Source organism: Pseudoalteromonas sp. P1-16-1b (assembly GCF_001401785.1).
Lineage (GTDB): Bacteria > Pseudomonadota > Gammaproteobacteria > Enterobacterales > Alteromonadaceae > Pseudoalteromonas > Pseudoalteromonas undina.
The window spans coordinates 18823-40127 of the sequence record NZ_LKGQ01000010.1; the positions used below are offsets into that span (position 1 = coordinate 18823).

19 protein-coding genes are annotated in these 21305 nt (G+C 40.3%); 6 read left to right on the forward strand and 13 right to left on the reverse strand.

The window, feature by feature from the left end:
* Positions 1-10: 10 nt before the first annotated feature.
* The 4 genes from AN392_RS08945 to coaBC form a co-directional block, all read right to left on the reverse strand.
* Positions 11-934, reverse strand: a complete 924-nt coding sequence (locus tag AN392_RS08945) for a Fic family protein (protein WP_055012500.1) — start codon at positions 932-934, stop codon at positions 11-13.
* A 157-nt stretch (positions 935-1091) separates the two neighbouring features.
* Positions 1092-3839 carry a prolyl oligopeptidase family serine peptidase gene (locus tag AN392_RS08950; RefSeq protein WP_055012501.1) on the reverse strand — a complete coding sequence of 916 codons (2748 nt, stop codon included), beginning with the start codon at positions 3837-3839 and terminating at the stop codon, positions 1092-1094.
* Positions 3840-4074: 235 nt separating this feature from the next.
* Positions 4075-4662 carry a nucleoid occlusion factor SlmA gene (gene slmA / locus AN392_RS08955; protein WP_008113236.1) on the reverse strand — a complete coding sequence of 196 codons (588 nt, stop codon included), beginning with the start codon at positions 4660-4662 and terminating at the stop codon, positions 4075-4077.
* A gap of 223 nt (positions 4663-4885) precedes the next feature.
* Positions 4886-6079, reverse strand: a complete 1194-nt coding sequence (gene coaBC / locus AN392_RS08960; RefSeq protein ID WP_055012502.1) for a bifunctional phosphopantothenoylcysteine decarboxylase/phosphopantothenate--cysteine ligase CoaBC — start codon at positions 6077-6079, stop codon at positions 4886-4888.
* A gap of 141 nt (positions 6080-6220) precedes the next feature.
* On the opposite strand from coaBC, the gene radC reads away from it, so the two are divergent.
* From radC to rpmG, 3 genes are all read left to right on the forward strand, one after another.
* On the forward strand, positions 6221-6895 hold the full coding sequence (radC, locus tag AN392_RS08965) for a DNA repair protein RadC (protein ID WP_055012503.1): 675 nt from the start codon (positions 6221-6223) through the stop codon (positions 6893-6895).
* A gap of 273 nt (positions 6896-7168) precedes the next feature.
* Entirely contained in the window at positions 7169-7405 is a 237-nt protein-coding gene (gene rpmB, locus AN392_RS08970; RefSeq protein ID WP_008464111.1) for a 50S ribosomal protein L28, read from the forward strand.
* A gap of 11 nt (positions 7406-7416) precedes the next feature.
* Positions 7417-7572: a 50S ribosomal protein L33 gene (gene rpmG, locus AN392_RS08975; RefSeq protein ID WP_004587947.1), complete on the forward strand. Its 156-nt coding sequence runs from the start codon at positions 7417-7419 to the stop codon at positions 7570-7572.
* 517 nt (positions 7573-8089) lie between these two features.
* Here rpmG and AN392_RS08980 read toward each other — a convergent pair.
* The 7 genes from AN392_RS08980 to lptD all read right to left on the reverse strand — a co-directional run bounded on the left by AN392_RS08980 (position 8090) and on the right by lptD (position 17058).
* The gene (locus tag AN392_RS08980) at positions 8090-10105 is read right to left on the reverse strand and encodes a methyl-accepting chemotaxis protein (protein ID WP_010391635.1); all 2016 of its coding nucleotides are present in this window, start codon (positions 10103-10105) and stop codon (positions 8090-8092) included.
* 309 nt (positions 10106-10414) lie between these two features.
* Positions 10415-11233, reverse strand: coding sequence for a symmetrical bis(5'-nucleosyl)-tetraphosphatase (locus tag AN392_RS08985; RefSeq protein ID WP_055012504.1), 819 nt, complete (start codon positions 11231-11233; stop codon positions 10415-10417).
* Positions 11234-11248: 15 nt separating this feature from the next.
* Positions 11249-11638: a Co2+/Mg2+ efflux protein ApaG gene (apaG, locus tag AN392_RS08990; RefSeq protein WP_041709470.1), complete on the reverse strand. Its 390-nt coding sequence runs from the start codon at positions 11636-11638 to the stop codon at positions 11249-11251.
* Positions 11622-12428, reverse strand: a complete 807-nt coding sequence (rsmA, locus tag AN392_RS08995) for a 16S rRNA (adenine(1518)-N(6)/adenine(1519)-N(6))-dimethyltransferase RsmA (RefSeq protein ID WP_010391631.1) — start codon at positions 12426-12428, stop codon at positions 11622-11624. The genes apaG and rsmA overlap by 17 nt, the downstream gene beginning before the upstream one ends.
* Positions 12425-13417 (reverse strand): 4-hydroxythreonine-4-phosphate dehydrogenase PdxA, encoded by a 993-nt coding sequence (gene pdxA / locus AN392_RS09000; protein ID WP_055012505.1) that lies wholly within the window; start codon positions 13415-13417, stop codon positions 12425-12427. Before pdxA ends, rsmA begins: the two co-directional genes overlap by 4 nt.
* 2 nt (positions 13418-13419) lie before the next feature.
* Positions 13420-14715, reverse strand: a complete 1296-nt coding sequence (gene surA / locus AN392_RS09005; RefSeq protein WP_010391628.1) for a peptidylprolyl isomerase SurA — start codon at positions 14713-14715, stop codon at positions 13420-13422.
* 96 nt (positions 14716-14811) lie between these two features.
* Positions 14812-17058, reverse strand: a complete 2247-nt coding sequence (lptD, locus tag AN392_RS09010; RefSeq protein WP_054201929.1) for an LPS assembly protein LptD — start codon at positions 17056-17058, stop codon at positions 14812-14814.
* Between the two features lie 94 nt (positions 17059-17152).
* On the opposite strand from lptD, the gene AN392_RS09015 reads away from it, so the two are divergent.
* The 3 genes from AN392_RS09015 to djlA are packed head-to-tail and all read left to right on the forward strand — an operon-like array spanning position 17153 to position 19698.
* Positions 17153-18154: an aminoglycoside phosphotransferase family protein gene (locus AN392_RS09015; protein WP_055012506.1), complete on the forward strand. Its 1002-nt coding sequence runs from the start codon at positions 17153-17155 to the stop codon at positions 18152-18154.
* A complete protein-coding gene (murU, locus tag AN392_RS09020) occupies positions 18151-18807 on the forward strand; it encodes an N-acetylmuramate alpha-1-phosphate uridylyltransferase MurU (RefSeq protein WP_055012507.1) in 657 nt (218 codons plus the stop codon). The genes AN392_RS09015 and murU overlap by 4 nt, the downstream gene beginning before the upstream one ends.
* 33 nt (positions 18808-18840) lie before the next feature.
* Positions 18841-19698 carry a co-chaperone DjlA gene (gene djlA / locus AN392_RS09025; RefSeq protein WP_010391624.1) on the forward strand — a complete coding sequence of 286 codons (858 nt, stop codon included), beginning with the start codon at positions 18841-18843 and terminating at the stop codon, positions 19696-19698.
* On the opposite strand, the gene AN392_RS09030 is transcribed toward djlA, so the two are convergent.
* Both AN392_RS09030 and rluA read right to left on the reverse strand, forming a co-directional pair.
* The gene (locus AN392_RS09030; RefSeq protein ID WP_055012508.1) at positions 19681-20577 is read right to left on the reverse strand and encodes a DUF3530 family protein; all 897 of its coding nucleotides are present in this window, start codon (positions 20575-20577) and stop codon (positions 19681-19683) included. The genes djlA and AN392_RS09030 overlap by 18 nt on opposite strands.
* A 73-nt stretch (positions 20578-20650) precedes the next feature.
* Positions 20651-21304 carry a bifunctional tRNA pseudouridine(32) synthase/23S rRNA pseudouridine(746) synthase RluA gene (rluA, locus tag AN392_RS09035; protein ID WP_082424798.1) on the reverse strand — a complete coding sequence of 218 codons (654 nt, stop codon included), beginning with the start codon at positions 21302-21304 and terminating at the stop codon, positions 20651-20653.
* Position 21305: the final 1 nt, after the last annotated feature.

Here is a 21305-nt window from a genome sequence, read left to right on the forward strand (position 1 = left end):
TTTTTTATTTCTAACTTTTAAGTCTATATTGCTGCATTTTACTATTCGGTTTTTCGGGAATAGTCATTTCGATTATGCCTGCATCAATTGCAGGTTTTAAATAGCGCTCTCTAAAATGTTTTCGATCTTTTAACCCTAGCTGGTTTTGTAGCTCTTGTCGGTTTAATGGTTTTTCGCTTTGGTTAAATACATTTATTAAAGCGATGACTTGGGGGGCTTGTATGTCTAAGTGTATAGTGTTTTTAGCTTGAGGGGGTTGTTGTGGGGTTTGGCTTTTTGTTATTGATTTTAAATCACTTTCTAAAATATTTAATGCTGAAAGTAATGTCTCTAACATGTACTCAATAAACACGGATGAGTCACCGGTTTTCGTACTTAGGTTAATGCTTTCAAAGTATCGTTGGCGTGTTGTCGCTATTAAGTTATGAATGTTTAGCAATGAAAACAGCGTATGCCATTGTGATAATTGTTGGGTTTGCCACACACACGCTAACTCAGTATTACCCTGTGCAACCGGTTGAATAAACTGTAATTCATAATGGCATACTGCACTACTGATTAGAGGGTGGTGGTTAGTTGTATTAAACCACGCAAATAATTCTTCTACCATTTGTGGCACTCGAATTGCCTGTGGTGCCATTTGTAAGCCATCTTTTAACGCTAGACCTTGCTCCCTATAACGGCCTGACTTTTCAGTCTTATTTCTCATTAAGCTGCGATGCAGAGCTAATAAGCTATCTGGGCTTGGTAGGTCAGATACTGTAAATTGAAATTCAGAGCTTTCCATTTGTATAGAGGTGAGTTTTTGTTTCTTATAGTGCTCAATAGTTGCTGGCGAATATAAGGTACTGATTTTACCTAAAGCTTCACTAATATTTGCAATGCTGTGAGTCATGCTGGCTGAGATTGAAAATGGGGGAGTGGCGTTGCTCATTTCGTTATAGAGGTTATTTAAATCAGGAGATTAGAATACGCGAACTGAATATAAAAGTCAGTTTTAATAGTGATTTAGTATTTATTTAAAACTTTACATAGTCTTTAATTACTGGTTTTAAATGTTAAACCGACGCCAAATAGCGCCGGTTTATTAGTTACTCTTCGATAAACGCTTCACCTTCGTTCATCCACTTAGCGGCTGGCTTGCCTTTTAAGTAATGATCAAAGTACTGCATCATACGTACTGAGAAATCTACCTGATTAGGGAATTGCTTTAAGTGATGCGGTTCACCTTCATATTGTAAAAATGTAGCATCTTTACCCGCACGGCGCAGTGCTAAGTAATATTGCACGCCTTCATGCCATGGCACAGCATCATCTTTATCACCAAACATAATCAGAATCGGGGTATTTACTTTATCCGCAAAAAAGACTGGCGAGTTCTCAATATAAAGCTCAGGGGCTTCAAATAAGTTTTTACCAATGCGACTTTGCCCTGTTTCATATTGAAATTGGCGAGCAAGCCCTGACTTTAAGCGAATGCCACTGTAGGCGCTGGTCATGTTAGACACTGGCGCACCCGAAACTACAGCTTTAAACATATCAGTTTCAGTGATCATAAACGCGCTTTGATAACCTGCCCATGAGTGGCCTTGTAACCCTATTTTATTAGCATCGGCAATGCCTAAATCAATCAGCTTTTGAGTGGCGTTGATCATGGTTTGCGTTGACGACTTACCTGGGTGACCTATTTCAAAGCGAATATCAGGTAAAAAGATGGCGTAGCCATTTGATGTAAACATTGGGAAGTTAGGGCGATGATTTAATTGCATTTTAGGGAAGTCGTACATACGCTGGCTCATATAGCGGTAAAAGTACACCACAACCGGTACTTTATCGCCTTTTTTGTAGCCCGCAGGTTTGATTAATACCCCTTGTAAATCTTCTCCATCAAAGCCTTTATAGCTTATAAGCTCAGGTTCTTGGCCCCACACGAAGTTATTAACTTGTGGATTTAAGTTCGTGACCTTTTGTGGCTTATTAAAGCTAAAGTCAGTTTGGTAAATATCAGGGAATTGCTGATAGGTTTGCTCAGTAAATAAGTATTTATCGGCATTTTTGGCTTTTTTAATTACATCAAAACGCTTATTACCTGTGAGTACTTTAGTAACGTTAAGCGTTGTTAAATTAAGTTTAGCCACCTCACTTTGCTTACTTTGTAAGTTAATTGCAGAGAGCAAAAGAGTATCATTGCTGTTAAAGCCCACTTGGTTTTTATCAAGCTTGATTACTCTGTACTGAGTATTACTTTGTTTACCATTAGTTAAGCGTTTGGCTTGCTTGGTATTTACATTAAACGACCAAATATCATATTTACTATAAACCAGTATTTCGCTGCTATCGTTAAGCCAGCCAGCAAAGCCATAGCCAGGCTGCTTAGATGGGTAATCGTGTTTGTCATCGGCAAAGGTGGCGTTAATTGCTTTGCTGAGTACGCTCACTTTGTTATTGCCTAAGTTCTTAAGCTGTACTTGGTTATTATCAAAGTAAGCAGCAAACTGACCATTAGGCGCAAGGCTAGGTCTAAATGGATAGTCGTTAATAATAGGTGTTTGTTTACCCGTTTTTATATCAACTGCGTAGTAGTCAGCAAAAAAGCCGCCATACATTATTTTTTCAAGATGGGCTAGATTTGAGTAACCTAATAATGAATCCGCGCGTTCAGTATTAAGTGCCAGCTCTGGCATATTTGGTGTGCTTAACTGTACAACTTGTTGCGAGTTTACATGGTATACCGCCGTGTAATGTCTATTTTTATTGTTTTTATGCCACTGCTGCTCTTCGCGAGGTTTAATTTGTGCATCGTTGTTGTGCCATACATTTAACCCTTTTTGGTCGCGAATAACCTCAAAGTTATACAATGACGACTCATCGGTATATTCTTTTTGCTTAACTTTTGCAGCAAGTTTTGGGCGGTTTTCAAAGTATAGGCGTGTACCATCTTCGGCCCACGTTAATGTCGCAGTTTTACCCATTAACCATTCTGGGTTAGGTGACTGCACAGTGGTAAGCGTTTCGTTCTGCCAAAGCGTTAATTCGTATTGGCGGCGACGCTTATCATCGTTTACATAGTTACCTAAAGTAAATGCAACACTCTTATTGATTGGATGCCAAGCTATTTCGTTGGCAACCACACCTGGCTCGTCAATTAATGCTGTGCTGGAAAAATCATCGAGTGAAAACAAAGTAATTTGATTATTGTTACCATCCACATAGCTTTGGCTCACTAATAATTGATCGCTGGTGGCGCTAATATCATAGGTGAAGGCACTTTCAAGAGTGTGGGTGCGTTTATCGCTTAAGTTGACGACAACCAGCGGGTAGCTTTTATCTTTTTTATCAGCTGTGATAGCGCTATCGTTATCGGAGTTTTTATCATCCGCGTCTGTGCTCTCATTTTTACGATAGGCAAGCCATTGGCCGTTATTAGCGAGTACGTAGTCTTTTACGTCATTAAAGCGTTGTTGCTCACCGGTTTGGGTATTCACTAATACTAGATTGTTTTTTAAATCACTTTTTTTCTTAGTGGTCTCTTTTTCAAGTAGGGTAGGCACTTGAGTGAATGCAACCCAGTTCGCCATTTTGTTAATTGTAGGGCGAGTGCCTCGCTCTACCTCAGCAATAAGCTTGTTGTTATTTAGCGAGTAGACTTGCCCAGTGGCATTGCCGCGATAAGGGGTTGCACTTAAAGAGAGGATTTGACCATTTTCAGAAAGCTGTGTGCCTTTTGCAGATTTAAAATCAAATACATCTTTAAATTCTAATGGCTTATTTGCTAAGGCACTGGCGCTCGTTAAGCTGGTAATAAGTGCACAGCCTATAAGAGTGAGTTGTGTTTTCATTATAGATTCTCGTTTTTTAACATTATTTTATTGTAACGAGTTTTAATAACAATTCGAGTAGATACGATAAGTGGTAGCAGGGCAGAGATGAGAGACTAAAAATGAATGGTAAAAGGTAAAAGGTAAAATTTTCGGGCCACGGGATGCGAGGTGTTTGGCATTTGTGAAAAAATAGGAGTGGAAGTGGTTTATTTAATACCTTGTTAGCATCACTAACAAGGTATTACTTCGAATCTTATAACCAAATTTTTTGTAATTCTGGCCATTGTTTTTCAAATTGCTCACTTGGGCGAGCACTAAAATTACTGCGCACAAACTGATTCATTTTACCTTCAACGTAGGCAAGCAAAAAGTTAGCTAGGGTTAACTCATCGCTTTGGAAGTTTTTACCTTCACGTAGCTTACGCTCTCTAAGAATTTGTTTAAATTGGGTTTCTAGTTTTTCAAATAAGCCCTGTACACGCTCACGAAGTCGCTCTTGTTCTCCTTGTAGAGCGTCGCCTGTTAATATACGAGTAATGCCAGGGTTTTTCTCAGCAAACGTTAGCAACAGTAATAAGGTATTGTATACGCGTGCTTTGCTTTCTTTTTCGTTATCTAAAATAAGATTAATACGTGATAGCAGGGTATCTTCAATAAACTCAATTAATCCTTCAAACATCCGCGCTTTGCTCGGAAAGTGGCGATAAAGAGCGGCTTCAGATACGCCAACTTCTGCGGCAAGTTTGGCAGTTGTAATACGCTGGCCAGGGCTGGTTTCTAACATTTGTGCGAGTGCTTGCAGTATTTGCTCTTTGCGATTACTTTTTTTTGTCGCAGGCATGAACATTCCTTTTTTAATAGTTATTTTTTCTACATCAATGTGCGATAACACAGCTACCGGCCTAGTGCTGCTGCGGGCAATAACCAGTAAGGCGGTATTTTCACGTATTACGTGAAGCTCTGGTACTGCGCAAGCATTAAACTATATTAGCGAAGTAAAATTACACTAAAAGGTCACAAGGCGTCATCATGTTAATGTTTTATTCAGTTTGTTTCCAGCCTTTTTATAATCGCTTGGCAAGCTGTTCGATCACTTTGATTGCTATTTCTGTTTTGCTGGCCTCAGGTAAATCGAGTTGTTCATTTTGCCAATAAAGAGTAAGTGCGTTACGTTCTGAATTAAAGCCTAAATCACTCTGCGATACGTCGTTTGCGCAAATCATATCGAGGTTTTTATTAGTCAATTTCCCTTTAGCGTAGTTAGCAACATTTTGCGTTTCTGCTGCAAAGCCGACAGTGTAAGGGCGGCTTTGTGTAAGGTTTGCTATCGCTGCTATAACATCTGGGTTCTTAACTAAGCTAAGAGTGAGTTCATCGCCTTGTTTTTTCATTTTTTGCGTGGCGATATTTGCTGCACGGTAATCGGCTACAGCAGCGCACCCAATAAAGGCGTCAGATTGAGGGGCGTAATTGAGAGACTCTTGCAATAGCTGCTCGGCACTTTCTATATTAATTAAATTAACCCCTTGCGGCGCGGTAATGGTTACCGGGCCTGAAATTAAGTTAACTTGCGCGCCAAATGATAAAGCAGCTTGTGCTAGTGCATAGCCCATTTTTCCTGAGCTGTGGTTTGATATAAAACGCACCGGATCGAGAGGTTCTCGAGTTGGACCTGCGGTAATAGTAATGGTTTTACCCGCTAAGATTTGTGGTTGCGCAGGTTCAATGCATAAACTCACTAACTCATGCGGTTCAAGCATTCGTCCTGCACCTACATCGCCACAGGCTTGCTCACCTTTGCTAGGCCCCCAAACAGCAACGCCACGAGCCTTTAAAGTGGCTATATTAGCTTGCGTAGCAGGGTGCGCGTACATTTGCTGATTCATAGCTGGTGCCACAGCCACTTTTGCAGGAGTTGCGAGTAATAACGTAGTAAGTAGATCATCAGCAATGCCTACCGCCATTTTTGCAATAATATTGCTGGTGGCAGGAGCAACTAAAATTAGATCAGCCCATTTGGCAAATTCAATATGTCCCATTGCAGCTTCTGCTGATGGGTCTAGCAATGAGTCAGACACCATTTCACCACTGACAGCTTGCATCGTTAACGGGGTAATAAAATGCTTTGCTGATTCAGTCATTACAACTTTAACGTCACAACCATGGTCTTTTAAACGTCTTACAAGTTCGGCACATTTGTAGGCTGCAATTCCGCCGCTAATACCCAGCACTATTTTTTTATTTGTTAAATTAATCATGGTTGTTTATCAATTTTATAAGATATGCTGGCTAAAATAACAAATCTTAGGCCTGACAGCTAAGATAAAATGCGTTTTATTGCGCTAATTTTTAATTTTGCATTACAGTTATATGGTACTGACCGTTTTCAAGGATGAACGATGCAATTAACCTCACTCCCTAATTCACTCAGACCGCGAGAAAAGCTGCTAGCAAAAGGCGCTAAGGCACTCTCTGATGCTGAGCTACTGGCTATATTTTTACGTACTGGCTTACCGGGTATGAATGCGATAGAGCTAGCACAACATCTGATCAATGAAAATAGAACCCTGCATAATTTGTTTAATGCCAGCATAGATGAGTTTTGTGCGCAAAAAGGGCTGGGTACAGCTAAATACGTACAGTTACAAGCGGTACTTGAGCTGAGTCAGCGTTATATGCAAGAAGGCTTTGTTCGCGATGCCGTTTTTAACTCCCCTCAAGCTGTTTACGGCTATTTAACCCTGAAAATGCGAGGCCTGCAGCAGGAGGTGTTTATGGTGTTGTATCTTGATAGTCAAAATCGTTTATTAAAAGATGAAATTTTATTTTATGGTACGATTAACGCCGCCAGTGTGTATCCCCGTGAAGTTGTTAAAGCGGCTTTAAAAAATAATGCAGCGACGGTTATTTTTTCACATAATCATCCCAGCGGTATTGCAGAGCCAAGTCAGGCCGATAAGCTAATTACCAATAAATTGTGCCAAGCGCTGCAATTAGTCGACATAAATGTATTGGATCATATTATTATTGGCGGTGAAAATTGTGTTTCGTTTGCCGAACGGGGACTTATTTAAGTTTATCGCTCGCAGATATGTGCTAAAAATGAGCGGTTTACTGTGTTTTGGCAAATTAGTTTAATTTAAATGCAGTTTTTACTTTCCCTAAGGGCATTCGATCTTTATAATTAGCCGCTATCAAATTTACACATGAGCTGGTTGGATAAGATCAGTATTTGATCTTTGCCTGTAAAAGCTGTATAAAGAGCGCCCTTCGATTTATCTCTAGGGCACAAATACATGGCCTTAGGGAAAATTAAGCTCGAGCGAAGTTATTGGAGATATATAGACATGTCTAAAGTATGTCAAGTTACAGGTAAGCGTCCAGCGGTTGGTAACCACCGTTCACACGCGAGAAACGCGACTAAACGTCGTTTCCTACCTAACCTACAAACACACCGTTTTTGGGTTGAAAGTGAAAAACGTTTTGTAACATTACGCACTACTACTAAAGGTATGCGTATTATCGATAAAAAAGGCATTGACACGGTTCTTACAGAAATCCGTGCTCGTGGCGAAAAAGTTTAAGGAACTGAATTATGCGCGATAAGATCCGTTTAGTTTCAACTGCTGGTACTGGTTTTTTCTACACTACCGACAAGAACAAGCGTAACATGCCTGAAAAAATGGAAATCAAAAAGTTCGATCCTAAGGCTCGTAAACATGTGATTTTCAAAGAAGCTAAAATCAAGTAATTTAGTTTTCTTTCAGAAATGTAAAAACCCAGCTTATGCTGGGTTTTTTGTTTTTAAAATCCACTCTATTATCCACCGACAATATACTCACCGTAATTGTGTCCATTTAATTAAACCGCTAACTGGCTTTTGTTAAGCACCATAGCTTATTTCTTTAATAACGGTATCAGTTGTTTGTAATACCAATCCGCAATAATACTTAATCATTTTACGGGGCTAAACGTGTCGCAACCTGCGTTAAAAAATTCTCGTTTAGAACAACTAAATAGCAAATTTTTTGCCTAGCTAACAACACGTTTTTCCAGCCTCAAAATAGACCACTTAATTAAGCGAATTGGTATAACCAAAGAAAACATAAAGAGTATTAAATGACTTTACGGGCTAAGCTGTTGGGTGTTGTGTATTTAGAGTGAGATTGTGTGGTGTATAAGCATGTCTGGAGAGGGAACGGGTGTTTTACTATGGCTCGCTAGGGTATAAACTGTAAGTAGCTCTAAGGCTACTTACAGCGCGGTATTTATACTTTAAAGTTCTCTACTGATATTCTTAGTTCTTCGGCTAACTTAGCCACTTCTGAACTTGAAATATTCGTTTGTACAGCACCTTCTGCTGTTTGCTCGGCAATAGCAACAATAGACTCTAAGCGTTCACTGATCTCTTGTGATACTTGTTGTTGTTCTTGTGCTGCTGTTGATATCTCTTCACTGACATTGTGCGCTTGCGATACCGCAAGAGTAATTGAATCCAGTGCACTATTAGCTAAATCACTTTGCTCAACACACGAAACCGCGCGTTCTTTACCTTTTTCCATTGCCTTAACTGCTTCTTCAGCGCCCGACTGTAGTGATTCAATCATAGATTGAATTTCTTGTGTCGACTCTTGAGTTTTACTTGCAAGCGATCTTACTTCATCAGCTACCACAGCAAACCCTCGACCGTACTCACCGGCACGTGCTGCCTCAATCGCCGCATTAAGTGCAAGTAAGTTAGTTTGCTCAGCGATACCACGAATAACGTCTAAAATACTACCAATTGAGGCGCTGTCTTTGTGTAGTTTATTAATAACACTTGATGCTTCATCAACTTCGTAAGCGAGTTGTTCAATGGTTGCTTTATTTTGATTTGAAATACCTTTAACGCGTTCAGCTTCTTTATCGGCATTTTTGATTTCGCCTAGTGCTTGTTGAGCACTGTTGCTCACTGTTTGAGAAGTACTGCTCATTTCAGTGGTTGCGGTTGCCGCTTGCTCTACTTGCGCTTGTTGATTACTAATCGCTTTGCTTGATTCACCGGTAATTGTTGAGGTTTGCTCAGAAGCGGCAGCAAGTTGTGTGGAACGCGAAATAATACCGGTAATTAAGCTGCGTAAGCTATCAATTAAGGTATTACAGCTTTTCGATAATTCACCAAATTCATCTTTTGCGCTGTCATCTAAGCGTTGAGTCATATCACCACTGGCAACAATATCTAGAATGCGGTTAACTTCAGCTAATGGCTTAGTAATACGGTTAACCGTAATGATGGCTACAAGCACTGCGATGATAGTCGCAATGATCATACCTATCCAAGTCCATAAATTAGCTGAGTTTACATCGCTGCGAACGCCTTCTTGCAAAGTAAATGCAACGCCGCTTGCTTGTAATACTAATTCGTCAATTTGGCTAAGTGCTGTTTTAGTGGCTTTTTCCGATTCTTCTAATTCACGTTCAGTTGTGCTGATTGCATCAATAAGGCGTTTTTTATTCGCTGAAAGGCTATCGTTACCTAAGATATTGCTTTCAAGCGTATCTACGTAGCCTTTTAGGTCGTTAAACAAGCCGCTATGGCTTTGCTCTATCGCGGGTTGTATTAATGCAACAGTACGAACGACTTCTTCAAAATAATACACTTGTTCATTTTTAATAATATCGAGCGTGTTAAGCGTTTTAACAGTTAACATATCGGTGCTGCTGGTAACCACAGACATAAAGTTATTTTCAAGGTTATTAGCTGCTTGGTAAGCACGCGGGTGGTTATCTTCTAAGCCATCAATATCAATAATATCAAGTACCATAGAGTTAGCGTCTTCAGCCGCGAGTTCAACAGTTTCTAATTGAGCTTTGAGCTTTTTATTAAGCACTAACTGAGTGTTTTTGTCTTTCAGCAGACTCTCTATAATGTTTAAAAAACTTAAGTAGGTTTTTTCAACGTCAAGGCTGCTCTTATTTAATTGTGGGTCATCTTTTACTACCTGTTGTAGTTCGCGATGTAACTTATCAAATAATTGTTTTTGTTCTTCTATTTGTGCTTTTATTGGCGCTAGCTCTTGAGCAGATGAAGTGTGAAAACTGGCTTGAGCAGCTTTACTCATCAAAATAAATTCAGCTTGTAATTGAGCGCTCTTGTTTAATGCCGGAAGCGATAGCTGATTAACTTTTTGAGTTGAACGATCTATATTTGCTATTTTTATTAAAGAGTTACCGCCAATAATTAAAAGTAATAAAGTGATAAATATAAAACCACCCCAAATACGTTGACTCACTGTTAGATTCATATGGTTTTCCATTCAAAAATACGTCTATTAAAACTTATCGGCGCTTTCAACAATAAGTTAAGTAATTAAAAATAATTAATTTTTACTGTTAATAGTTAGTTGCTAAATTTACCGTGAAACTTCATCACACACTAAGCATACATAATTCAACTATTCGACTATGGATATAAAATAATACAAGGCAATTCTCCTCGTCCTTAATTAGATTAAGGGAGTGTTGCTATTTTTTACACTTAGTTGTGAATGGTTTGTAATTATGCAATTTAACATGCACTCTTAAACTTAACAGATGTATTAACTTTTTTCAGTTTATTTAGACAAAAGTTGTGATTTTTCTGAAAATTTTTGTTTGCTTTGTAAATCTATTAAGGTCATTGAGCCGCCCCAGACGCAACCTGTGTCTAGAGCGTACAGGTGTTTGTAGGGAGTTTGACCTTCAAGGGCAGCCCAATGACCAAAAATAAGGTCATGTTGAGCGTTAACGATTTTAGGGTGAGAAAACCAAGGAATTAATGAGTGGCTATTGGCTATTGCTTCTTTTGCATTAAAATCAAGCAAATTATCAGGCGTAATAAAGCGCATACGGGTGAAATAATTAACGATATAGCGAAACTTTGCAGCGTCATCGAGCTGCTCACTCCATGAAAGTGGGTGAGGCTGATACATGTTTTTTAAGAAGTATTGAGCGTTGTCAGCACCATAGCATTGCTGCGCGAATTGGGCATGCTGAATGGCTTGCTCGCATGACCAATCAGGATTAAGTCCTGCGTGAGAGATAAAACAATCATACTGCTCTAAATAAAGAGCTAAAGGCTGAGTTTGTAAAAACGCGATGTAGTCGGGGAGTTTACTGCTGTTGAACAGTGTCGTTAGTTTGTCTTTAGGGTTGGGTGCAACATTGTTTAAATAACAGGCAATCATGTGTAAGTCATGATTGCCTAATGTGACGCTAACGCTGTCTTGATGTTGATAAATATAATCAAGGCACGCTTTGGAGTCTGGGCCGCGAGCAACAATATCACCTACTAGGTAGAGGTGGTCTTTGCTGGGGTTAAAGTCGACTTGCTTTAACAATAAATTAAATTCGTTAAAGCAGCCTTGTAAATCACCTATTGCGTAGTCAGCCATTAGTCGCTGTTTTAATCAGTGTAAGATATTAGGGCAAGCTAAACGGAACACATTTATTGGTGCTTCAAACTCAGCACCAAACTCGTTTCGTAAAGTGTAATGCCCTTGCATGGTGCCTACGGGAGTATCTAATATTGCACCACTGGTGTATTTGTAACTTTCACCAGGGGCTATATCTGGGGTTTCACCCACCACACCTTCGCCTTGCACTTCTACTTCTTTACCGTTGGCATCGGTAATTAACCAATAGCGGCTAAGTAGTTTTGCACTACATAAACTGTGGTTTTTTATAGTAACGGAATAAGCAAATACAAATTTATCAAGTTCAGGTTGCGATTGCTCTTCTACATAAAATGTTTCTACAGATACCTTTACAGGTGATCCCATATTACTGCTTGTTGTCATAAATCCAGTTAGCTATATCAATAAATTGTTGTAACGACAGGCTCTCAGCACGCAAGGTAATATCAATGCCAATGCTGGTTAACTCTTCAGCGGTTAAAAGGTTGCCTAGGCTGTTGCGCAGTGTTTTACGACGTTGATTAAACGCTTCTAAACAGACTGTATTTAGTATTTTAACGCTTTTAGCTGTGCGCTGTTCTGCCTTTTTAGGGATTAGACGAATAACCGCAGAATCTACTTTAGGTGCAGGTTTGAAGCACTCAGGCGGTACTTCTACTACAGGCATCGCATTACAGTAGTATTGAGTCATTACACTCAAGCGGCCAAAGGTTTTGCTACCTGGACCTGCAACCATGCGCTTTACCACTTCTTTTTGCAGCATAAAGTGCATGTGCTCAATATGATCGGCAAATTCAAAAAGGTGAAACAACAAAGGAGTAGAAATGTTGTACGGTAGGTTACCAAATACTTTTAGCTTTTTGTCGTCTTTAACTAGGCTTGCAAAATCAAACTTCATTGCATCGCCTTGGTTTACGGTTAATTTAGGCCCTAAAAAAGGGTGTTCAATTAAACGTTGGGCTAAATCTTTATCTAGCTCAACAACCGTTAAATGGCCACTTAAATCGGCTACAGGCTCAGTAATAGCGCCAAGGCCTGGGCCAATTTCGACTAAATTATCTTGCGGCTTGGGATCAATAGCGGTGACAATTTTATCGATGATTGATTCATCGAATAAAAAGTTTTGGCCAAAACGTTTACGGGCGCGGTGTCCTAAATGTACTTTATCGGTCATTGATTCTGTGCTTTTTCATGGGCGAGCTTAATTGCTTCGCGGATCGCTAATTCAAAACTGCCAACATCAGCATCGCCTGTACCGGCTAAATCAAGCGCAGTACCGTGGTCGACTGAAGTGCGGATAAATGGAAGGCCAAGAGTTATATTCACTGACTTACCAAATCCTTTGTATTTTAGCACAGGTAATCCCTGATCGTGATACATAGCCAGTACTGCATCGGCTTCATTTAGGTATTTATCTTGAAATAATGTATCTGCTGGTAAAGGACCGATTAAGTTCATCCCTTCAGCTCTTAGTATGTCAAGTGTAGGCGTTATCGTGTCGATTTCTTCGCGGCCTAAATGGCCATCTTCACCAGCGTGCGGGTTTAAGCCACAGACTAAAATACGCGGTTGCTCAATACCAAACTTGGTTTTTAAGTCATGATTAAGAATATTAGCCACTTTAACCAGTCGCTCTTGGGTAATAGCACGAGCAACATAAGCAAGCGGGATATGCGTTGTTACTAATGCAACTCGCAGCCCTTCGGTAGCCAATAACATAACAACATCAGCGGTGCCCGACTGTTGAGCAAAGTACTCAGTGTGGCCACTAAAAGAAATACCGGCTTGGTTAATAATACCTTTATGAACAGGGCCAGTAACAACGGCATCAAAAGTGCCGTCCATATTCTTCTCACTGGCGATACGCAGTGTGTCTAATACGTATTGACCGTTTGCGTCATTTAGCACACCCAGTTCAACTGACTCGGCTAAATCAATCTGTTTTATATATAAGCTGCCAGCCGTTGTAGGCATGGCTTCGGCGCTTTCATCAAATTCAATTAATTTAATGTTTAAACCTAAATGTTTAGCGCGCTGCTTTAGTAGCGATGCATCTGCAATCGCTACTAGCTGTGCATCCCAGCTGTGCTGTGCCAGTTTTAATAGCAAGTCAGGGCCAATGCCAGCAGGCTCACCAGGGGTTACCGCAATTCTTAAGGTCATAATTATTCGTCTGTTGGGAAAATTTCAACATGGGCTTGTTCGCGCATTTCTTGCTGCCAGTTAAAGCTTTCTTCTTTAAATTTACGATTAAACAACATGCCATGTGCACGATTACGTTTAGCTTGCTCGGTTTTATCAGCAACGCGTGTATCTAATAACTGTACAATGTGCCAACCATACTGGGTTCTAAATGGTTCGCTGATTTCGTTTTGATCAAGAGATAGTAATGTATCTCTAAACGCAGGTACGTAGGTAGTTGGATCAGTCCAGTCGTATTGTCCGCCTTTAAGTGCTGAGCCTGGATCTTGCGAGTGCTCTTTAGCTAGTTCTGCAAAGTCAGCATTTCCAGCACGTAAATCCTTAACAAAGCCAGTTAGCATAGTGCGGGCTTTTTCTTCGCTTAAAATAATTGAAGGCTTAATAAGAATATGACGAGATTTAACTTCTGTGGTTTCTACTACTTGGCGACCACGTACGTCTTGCACCTTAATAATGTGAAAACCTGCGCCAGAGCGAAGCGGGCCAATAATCGCATCTTTCTTTTGACCTTTTACAGCTTCTGCAAATAAAGATGGCATTTCGTTAATGCCCATCCAGCCTAATTGACCTCCCTCAAGCGCTTTTGAGCCACTAGATGAAGAAATAGCAATACGCTTAAATTCTTGGCCGTCTTGAAGCAGTTCAATTACTTTGTCTGCGCGTGTTTTTGCAGAGCTTACGTCGTCTGCACTTGCCCCGCTTGGAATATCGATAAGAATATGACCAATATCGTATTCTTCGGCATTTTGGCCTTGGCTATCCATAATTTTTAGTAAGTTATCAATTTCTTGGTCGCTTACATATATACGGCGGTCTACGTTTGCACGCGTTACTTGTTGCGTGGTTATCTCTTTACGAATTTCTTCACGGTAAGCTTGAAAGCTCTCACCCGACGCTTCAATAGTACGACGTAAATCAGCAATTGTACCGCCTTGCTCTTTGGCCATGTTGGCAAGTGTTTGGTCAAGCTGGCTATCTGAAATCTCTAAGCCCATGCGCTCAGCCATTTGCATCATTAGCGTTTGATTAACTAAGCGCTCAATTGCTTGTACACGTAGTGTTTCGTCTTTTGGCAGCTGTTGATTTTGTTCTTCTGCTTGCTTTTTAACACGATCAACAATGGTATCTACTTCACTTTTTAAAATAACGCCTTGGTTTACAATACCAATCACTTTATCTATTTCGACCGGTGCGGCGAATGCACTTTGGCATAAGCTAAACGTTAAAACTGCTGATGTTAATAATTTTTTTAAATTCATATTCTTTTTACTACTCTTACTAATAGTACTGTTGTAATGCTAAAGGCGACTAGATTGATATAGTTATTTGTAAATTTTTACTATACAAAATGCAGCTTAGTCATTAAGAAAATACGGCCTACGATAACCAAAAATACCTTGTTGTAATAATTTTTGAGCATCATAACGGCTTTTACTACCAAGCCCTTTTAATACAAAATTCAAACGAATGCTGGAATCAAAAGTGGCTTGGGGTTGCCCAATTGACTGATTTAAATCAGTTTCAATTTGGCGGTGGCCAGTAATTTGGAACGCCCAACAGCACGATTCATACTGTAATCCACTAAATACTTCAATACTGCGGTTATTATCAAGGTCGCGATGGTAACTTGCAATAAATTGCCATTCGTCACTAATAGGGATGCTTGTAAATAAGCCCGCTTGTTCGATTGTATTTCCTGAGACATCATTTGCATAGCGATGGTTCAATTGAACCAGCTGATTATCGTCACCTTTATAATCTAAGGTTAAATTTGACTGGATAATTTGCTTGCCATCCGTGTCGTACTGAATTCCACCCGATAAATACCAGCGGCGATGCCAATGTAACATGGTTTGCGCTGCAAACAAGGCATTGTAGTTACTGTCGCTATTCAGCCCTTGCTCTGTGGGCTTGGCTGAATCACTTAAATAAAATATTTGGCCAGCACTGAAATTAAATACTTCTTCATTTTTATTATCAAATAAACGGGTGGTTGCCCCAAGCGTAAACTGATTTGCAGCGGCAATACGGTCAACACTTGAAAAACGCGCATCTCTAAATAAGCCAAAAAAGTCATCTTGTAATTTAGTGGTATCGTATAAGCCAATGTCAGACTGATCTTTGTTAGGCGTATATAAATACTGAATTTGTGGCTCTAAGGTTTGAATACCATCGTCGATAAAAATTGAGGTATCACGCTCAAAGTTAAGCTGAGAATATAAGCGCACTTTTGGCAATGTGCGCGAAACATTATCGCTATACTGTGTACCCTGTAAATCACCGTCTTGTTTATAGTTAGTTTGCAATAAGCTCACTTCAGATAAAAACGACCAGGCATACTCTTTGTAATCAAAGCGTGCTTTAGGTTCTATATGCACGCGAGTTGCTTGATCAATAACCGCTGAGCTATTAGTAAAGTGGCTCAGCTCCCCTGAAACAGTAAAATCGAAGTAATCAATTTTCCACGGCGTAGTTTGTGTAAAGCTAACTTGCGGTAAGGCTGTATATGACTCTAAGTGGTCACCGAGTACTTCAAAGTTTTGTATTTTTATATCAGTACGCCACATCTCGCCCATGTGAGTTAGTGAGCCGGTACGATAAAGCTGAGTATCGGTTTTACTTGCATAAGTTGAGTTTAAATCAGTGAGGTAGTTATCATCACTGACATTGGTAATATCAATACTGGCTCGCCAGTCTTCGCCTATATAGCTTTTTTGTTGCCAATGAAACAAAAAACGCTCGTCAAGCTCAGGCTCTGAGTCATCTTTATTTAAGTATTCGACAGCCACTAAACCTTGGTGTTCTGGAGTTAGATATCTAAATTCAGTTTGTAGCTGTAAACCTTTACGTGACATATAACGCGGCGTAATGGTTGCATCATAGTTTGGAGCAATATTCCAATAATAAGGCGTAATAGTCTCTAACCCATAACGATCTGAACTTGAAAAGCTGGGCGTTAATAAGCCTGACTTACGGCGCTCATCGAGTGGGAAAGTAAAATAAGGTAAATAGAGTACTGGCGTGTCTAAAATACGTAGCACCGCATTGTAGGTTTCACCCCAGCCTTCTTCTCGTGATAAATTAATTTCGTCGGCTTCAATAGCCCACACAGGCGTATTACCTGGGCAAGCAGTAAAGCTTGCATTCATCAGCATTAAGCCAGACTTGTCGATGGTGAGTTTTTCCGCGCCGCCTTTGCCTTGCTGTTGTGTTAGGCTGTATTGTGCGCCTAATAAGCTAAATGCTGAGTTGTTTAAATCGGCGTTTAAGCCCGCACTTTGAACTTTACTCACATAATCGCGATAGGTAATAGGGCCGGTGGCATTGAGTAAGCCGCGTTGTTTATCAATCAGTGCTGATTGTGCGGACAAACTCATGTTAACGGTGTTAATATCAACATTACCAGTAAATTCAGCGCTTTGTGTGCCTAAAAGCTCAACGTCATCAGCGCTGATATCAACCGTTCCAAGCTCAAGGCCAGCTAGCGGTTGCCAAGCTCTGGTTTGCATTGAAGTGCCACAAAAGTTGTGTGTCAGTTCAGTTTCGGCAAGCGATGGTGCGCTCAGTACGCTTAGCATCAAAATGCCCCAGGTTTTGCTCATTTATCGACCTTTATGCTCTGTGATTAGTTACAAGCTATACATAATAAAGGAAAACAATAGCAAAGTAATTAGTGAAAAATAGATAGCTTATAAAATGACACGTTTTGAGAGTTTACAACAGTTTATTAATACTCACTTTAGTGAGCAATCCTGCGCGCTTAATGCAATAACCGCAGATGCCAGTTTTCGCCGTTATTATAGGTTAAGCGCTGAAAATAAAAGCTTTATTGTGATGGACTCAGATCCAAAAAAAGTTAACAACGTCCCTTATATTGCATTAAATAAGGTGTTTTCTGAGCAGGGGTTTTTATTACCATCCATTATTCATAGTGATGAGCAGCAAGGTTTTTTTATTTTAAGTGATTTGGGTAACACCCATTTAGCTGACTTGCTTGATGATGCCAATCGCAGCGAGCATTACCAGCAGCTGATCAGTTTAAGTGCCAAGTGGGCTAAAACGCCTAAAGCTCCGTCAATGAATCCGTATGACCATGACTTTATTGCACTTGAGCTGGATATTTTTAAAAATTGGTTAGTTAATGATTTTATTAGTACAGAGCTCAGTGCTGAGCAACAAAATATATGGCAAACAAGTGCTGCGCTGCTAATCAATACACTGCTTGAACAACCTACAGTGACTATGCATCGCGATTACCACAGCCGTAATATTATGCGCTGCGAGCAGCAATGGGCAATTATTGATTATCAAGACGCGGTACAAGGTCCGTTATGTTATGACTTAGTCTCGCTTTTAAGAGATTGTTATTTTAAATTGCCCAACGACGAGCTGACTCATTTACTTGAGTTTGGTTATGACGAATTTAAGCGCCAAAGTTTAATAACTAACGAGTCATTCGCACAATTTAAGTATTGGTTTGATTTAACTGGCTTGCAGCGCCATTTAAAAGCAGCGGGTATTTTTTGTCGCTTGTATTTACGGGATGGCAAAAAAGGTTACTTAACCAATATATTACCAACACTAGCGTATATTGTTGAAGTGGCGGCAGAGTATCCAGAGCTTAGTGACTTGTCTGATTGGGTAAAAAATTACGTAGTACCAAAAGTACAGCAGCGGTTAAAAGAGGAACAACTATGAAGGCCATGATCTTAGCTGCAGGACGCGGTAAACGTATGATGCCGCTCACCGCACAGTTGCCAAAACCTATGTTATGTGTGGCAGGTAAACCACTTATTGAGCATCATATTATGCGCTTAAAAGCAGCTGGTATTACGCAGATTGTGATTAATCTCGCCTGGCAAGGAGATAAAATAAAAACCTACTTTGCTGATGGCAGTGCATGGGGTGTAACCATAACCTATAGCCAAGAGGTGACTGGTGGGCTTGAAACTGCAGGCGGTATTATTCAAGCACTTCCTTTATTAGGTGAGTCATTTATTGTTATTAATGGTGATGTTTACAGCGACTACGATATTAGTGCATTAATGCAGCTGCATTTACAGCCAAAAGAAGCGCACATTGTATTGGTTGAAAATCCTGCGCATAACCCAGAGGGTGATTTTACCCTAAGCCACTTACCTAATAGTGAACAGCGCTATACTTTTTCTGGAATTGGCCGTTATCAGGCTGATTTCTTTGAAGGGCTGGCCCTAGGTATCCGCCCGTTAGGGCCTTTACTGCGTGAAAAATTAAATGAACATTTAGTCTCCACTGAACTCTATATTGGCCAATGGGACGATATAGGCACACCAGAGCGTTTATCGACTCTTAACCAACAATTAGCGCCATAAGCTAAATATAAAACACTAGAGGTAAGTTTTAAAATGTGGGGAAAAATTCTCGGTTTCTGTTTTGGTTTTATGTTTGGCAAAATATTTGGCGCCATTTTAGGCTTATACCTAGGTCATATGTTTGATAAAAGTCTAAAGAAAGACTTTGATCAGGCTGGCGGCTTCTCTAACCTTTTTAAAGGCGATGATGTTAACGAGCGCCAAGCACTGTTTTTTTCTAGCTGCTTTGCAGTAATGGGGCATATTGCCAAGTCAAATGGGCGAATAAGCGAAACTCACATTAAAGCAGCTACGCTATTTATGGATGAAATGGGCTTAAAAGGCGAAGAACGCCGTGAAGCGCAGCAGGCATTTCAATCAGGTAAAGATAGCGACTTTTCTCTCAAAGACACGGTTTATGACTTTAAAGAACGTTTTGCTAAACGTTACGATTTACTGCAGTTATTTTTAGAAATTCAAATACAAATGGCGTTTTCCGATGGCGTGCTTGCCGCGCAAGAAAAGCAATTACTGCAAGAAGTAAGCAAGCAGTTGGGGGTATCTAAAGCACACTTTGCCTTTGTACTAAAACGTTATCAAGCAGAGTTTAATTTTAGGCAGCAACAACAGCGCTTTAGGCAGCAGCAAAGTCAAAGTAGTAGTTACCGAGAAGGCTCAGGGCATCATGTACCGCCAAGTAATGATATGAATCGCTCGCAGGCATTGGCCTTGTTAGGGCTAAATAAAGATGCGTCGCAACGTGATATTAAAGTAGCGTACCGTAAGCTCATGGCTCAGCACCATCCTGATAAACTGGTATCGCAAGGTTTACCTAAGCACATGATGGAAGTGGCAGTTAAAAAAAGCCAAGATATTCAAGCCGCTTACGAGTATTTAAAAAAGGCGGCGTAAAAAGCCGTCTATTTCTTTGCTCAAGCGTGCATGTTGCTGCGGCGCGTCGCGCAATCCAAATAGCTGGCGCTGGCGGTAATCAAACTTTGCATTACGGTTAACCCAACGCTGACGGTTTTTAAGGTTCATTAAAATATCGTTATGATCGCCTGAAAAATAAATATCTAATAACGCAGGTGTCACTAAAGAGGTGGTTTGGCTCAAACGCGCATTGCGCTGTGAATTTGGTAAAAAGCTACTTAAACTAATAAATGCATTGATCTGTAAATCTGAAAAATCAGCATAGTGCTCTATTAATACTCCCGCACTGGTTCCTTGAGCGATAACCACGATTTCATTCGAGGCTTCACTCGCTTGCTGATAAAGCGCCTCATAGCGAGCTATTAAATTTGTTTTGTAGTTATCTAATACCTCAATATTGACCTGCTCAATATAATCAACATGATGAGGCGGCTCAGTTGGTGTGCTGTTATCTGCTGTAGCCGGTTGATTATTTGCCTCGCTGCTCTGCTCTGCAGCTTGCCAATTAATATCGGGCACCGTCATAGCGTAAGTGCTATAGCCATGATTATTTAATTCTTTGCGCAAAAAGTTCATGCCAGAATTGTTTGTAGGGCTCGATTGCCAGTCGGGTATTAGAATCACCACACCTCTAAAATCAGCGCTCATGTATTCACGATGTAAGGTTAAAAATGGGGTGTCGCCAAGCTCAATGGTTTTAATTTCATCCCCTGGTGCTAAGCGTTTAATATCATTTTCAATAATAGTTGAGTGGGCTGTAGGAGCTATATGTTCCACTGCATATGTTTGCCAATGCATTAATATGCAAACAGCTGACAATGCACAGAGTGACATTTTTATAAATTGCGCAACAACCATAATGAACCCAAACAATAAAGATTATTTAGGTATCGGCGCGAGGCTATAAAAGTTTAGCTATTAGCGTGTTTATTTAAAACTCGGGGTCAGCTTCAAACGTGAGTACTTGCTCTGTAACAGGATGCTTTAGTTGCAGCATTTGTGCATGCAGCTGTAGGCGAGGAGCCGCAGCAAGTGCGTCTTTGTGAGCATATAAACGATCGCCTAAAATAGGGTGGCCTAAGCTTAGCATATGTACTCGCAGTTGGTGGGAGCGCCCTGTAATAGGAGTCAGCTCTACACGGGTTGCCTGTGCTTCACGTTCAAGCACTTTAAAATGGGTAAGCGAGGGTTTGCCATTGTCGTGATCAACCATTTGCTTAGGGCGGTTCGGCCAATCACAAATAAGCGGTAAATCAACGGAGCCGGTTTCATTTTCAAGCTGCCCATAAATTCGCGCAATGTAACGCTTTGCCGTTTCACGCTCTTGAAATTGCATACTTAAATGGCGGTGAGCGGCTTTGTTCATTGCCAAGCAAAGTATCCCTGAGGTAGCCATATCTAAACGGTGAACAATTTTAGCCGTAGGAAAAACACGGTTGACGCGATTAATTAAGCTATCAGCATGTTTTGGGTCTTTACCTGGTACGGTGAGTAACTCGCTAGGTTTATTTACAATAAGTAAATCATCGTCTTGAAACAGTATAGTTAAATACGGGCTCATAGGGGGATTGTAATTAACTAACACG

What these genes read in the sequence shown, in the direction of transcription:
- AN392_RS08980 (WP_010391635.1), bottom strand. Translation starts at nt 10,105, where the DNA reads ATGAATCTAACAGTGAGTCAACGTATTTGGGGTGGTTTTATATTTATC.
- AN392_RS08950 (WP_055012501.1), bottom strand. Translation starts at nt 3,839, where the DNA reads ATGAAAACACAACTCACTCTTATAGGCTGTGCACTTATTACCAGCTTA.
- lptD (WP_054201929.1), bottom strand. Translation starts at nt 17,058, where the DNA reads ATGAGCAAAACCTGGGGCATTTTGATGCTAAGCGTACTGAGCGCACCA.
- rpmG (WP_004587947.1), top strand. Translation starts at nt 7,417, where the DNA reads ATGCGCGATAAGATCCGTTTAGTTTCAACTGCTGGTACTGGTTTTTTC.
- coaBC (WP_055012502.1), bottom strand. Translation starts at nt 6,079, where the DNA reads ATGATTAATTTAACAAATAAAAAAATAGTGCTGGGTATTAGCGGCGGA.
- AN392_RS08985 (WP_055012504.1), bottom strand. Translation starts at nt 11,233, where the DNA reads ATGGCTGACTACGCAATAGGTGATTTACAAGGCTGCTTTAACGAATTT.
- rpmB (WP_008464111.1), top strand. Translation starts at nt 7,169, where the DNA reads ATGTCTAAAGTATGTCAAGTTACAGGTAAGCGTCCAGCGGTTGGTAAC.
- slmA (WP_008113236.1), bottom strand. Translation starts at nt 4,662, where the DNA reads ATGCCTGCGACAAAAAAAAGTAATCGCAAAGAGCAAATACTGCAAGCA.
- djlA (WP_010391624.1), top strand. Translation starts at nt 18,841, where the DNA reads ATGTGGGGAAAAATTCTCGGTTTCTGTTTTGGTTTTATGTTTGGCAAA.
- AN392_RS09015 (WP_055012506.1), top strand. Translation starts at nt 17,153, where the DNA reads ATGACACGTTTTGAGAGTTTACAACAGTTTATTAATACTCACTTTAGT.
- radC (WP_055012503.1), top strand. Translation starts at nt 6,221, where the DNA reads ATGCAATTAACCTCACTCCCTAATTCACTCAGACCGCGAGAAAAGCTG.
- surA (WP_010391628.1), bottom strand. Translation starts at nt 14,715, where the DNA reads ATGAATTTAAAAAAATTATTAACATCAGCAGTTTTAACGTTTAGCTTA.
- AN392_RS08945 (WP_055012500.1), bottom strand. Translation starts at nt 934, where the DNA reads ATGAGCAACGCCACTCCCCCATTTTCAATCTCAGCCAGCATGACTCAC.
- murU (WP_055012507.1), top strand. Translation starts at nt 18,151, where the DNA reads ATGAAGGCCATGATCTTAGCTGCAGGACGCGGTAAACGTATGATGCCG.
- pdxA (WP_055012505.1), bottom strand. Translation starts at nt 13,417, where the DNA reads ATGACCTTAAGAATTGCGGTAACCCCTGGTGAGCCTGCTGGCATTGGC.
- apaG (WP_041709470.1), bottom strand. Translation starts at nt 11,638, where the DNA reads ATGACAACAAGCAGTAATATGGGATCACCTGTAAAGGTATCTGTAGAA.
- rsmA (WP_010391631.1), bottom strand. Translation starts at nt 12,428, where the DNA reads ATGACCGATAAAGTACATTTAGGACACCGCGCCCGTAAACGTTTTGGC.
- AN392_RS09030 (WP_055012508.1), bottom strand. Translation starts at nt 20,577, where the DNA reads ATGGTTGTTGCGCAATTTATAAAAATGTCACTCTGTGCATTGTCAGCT.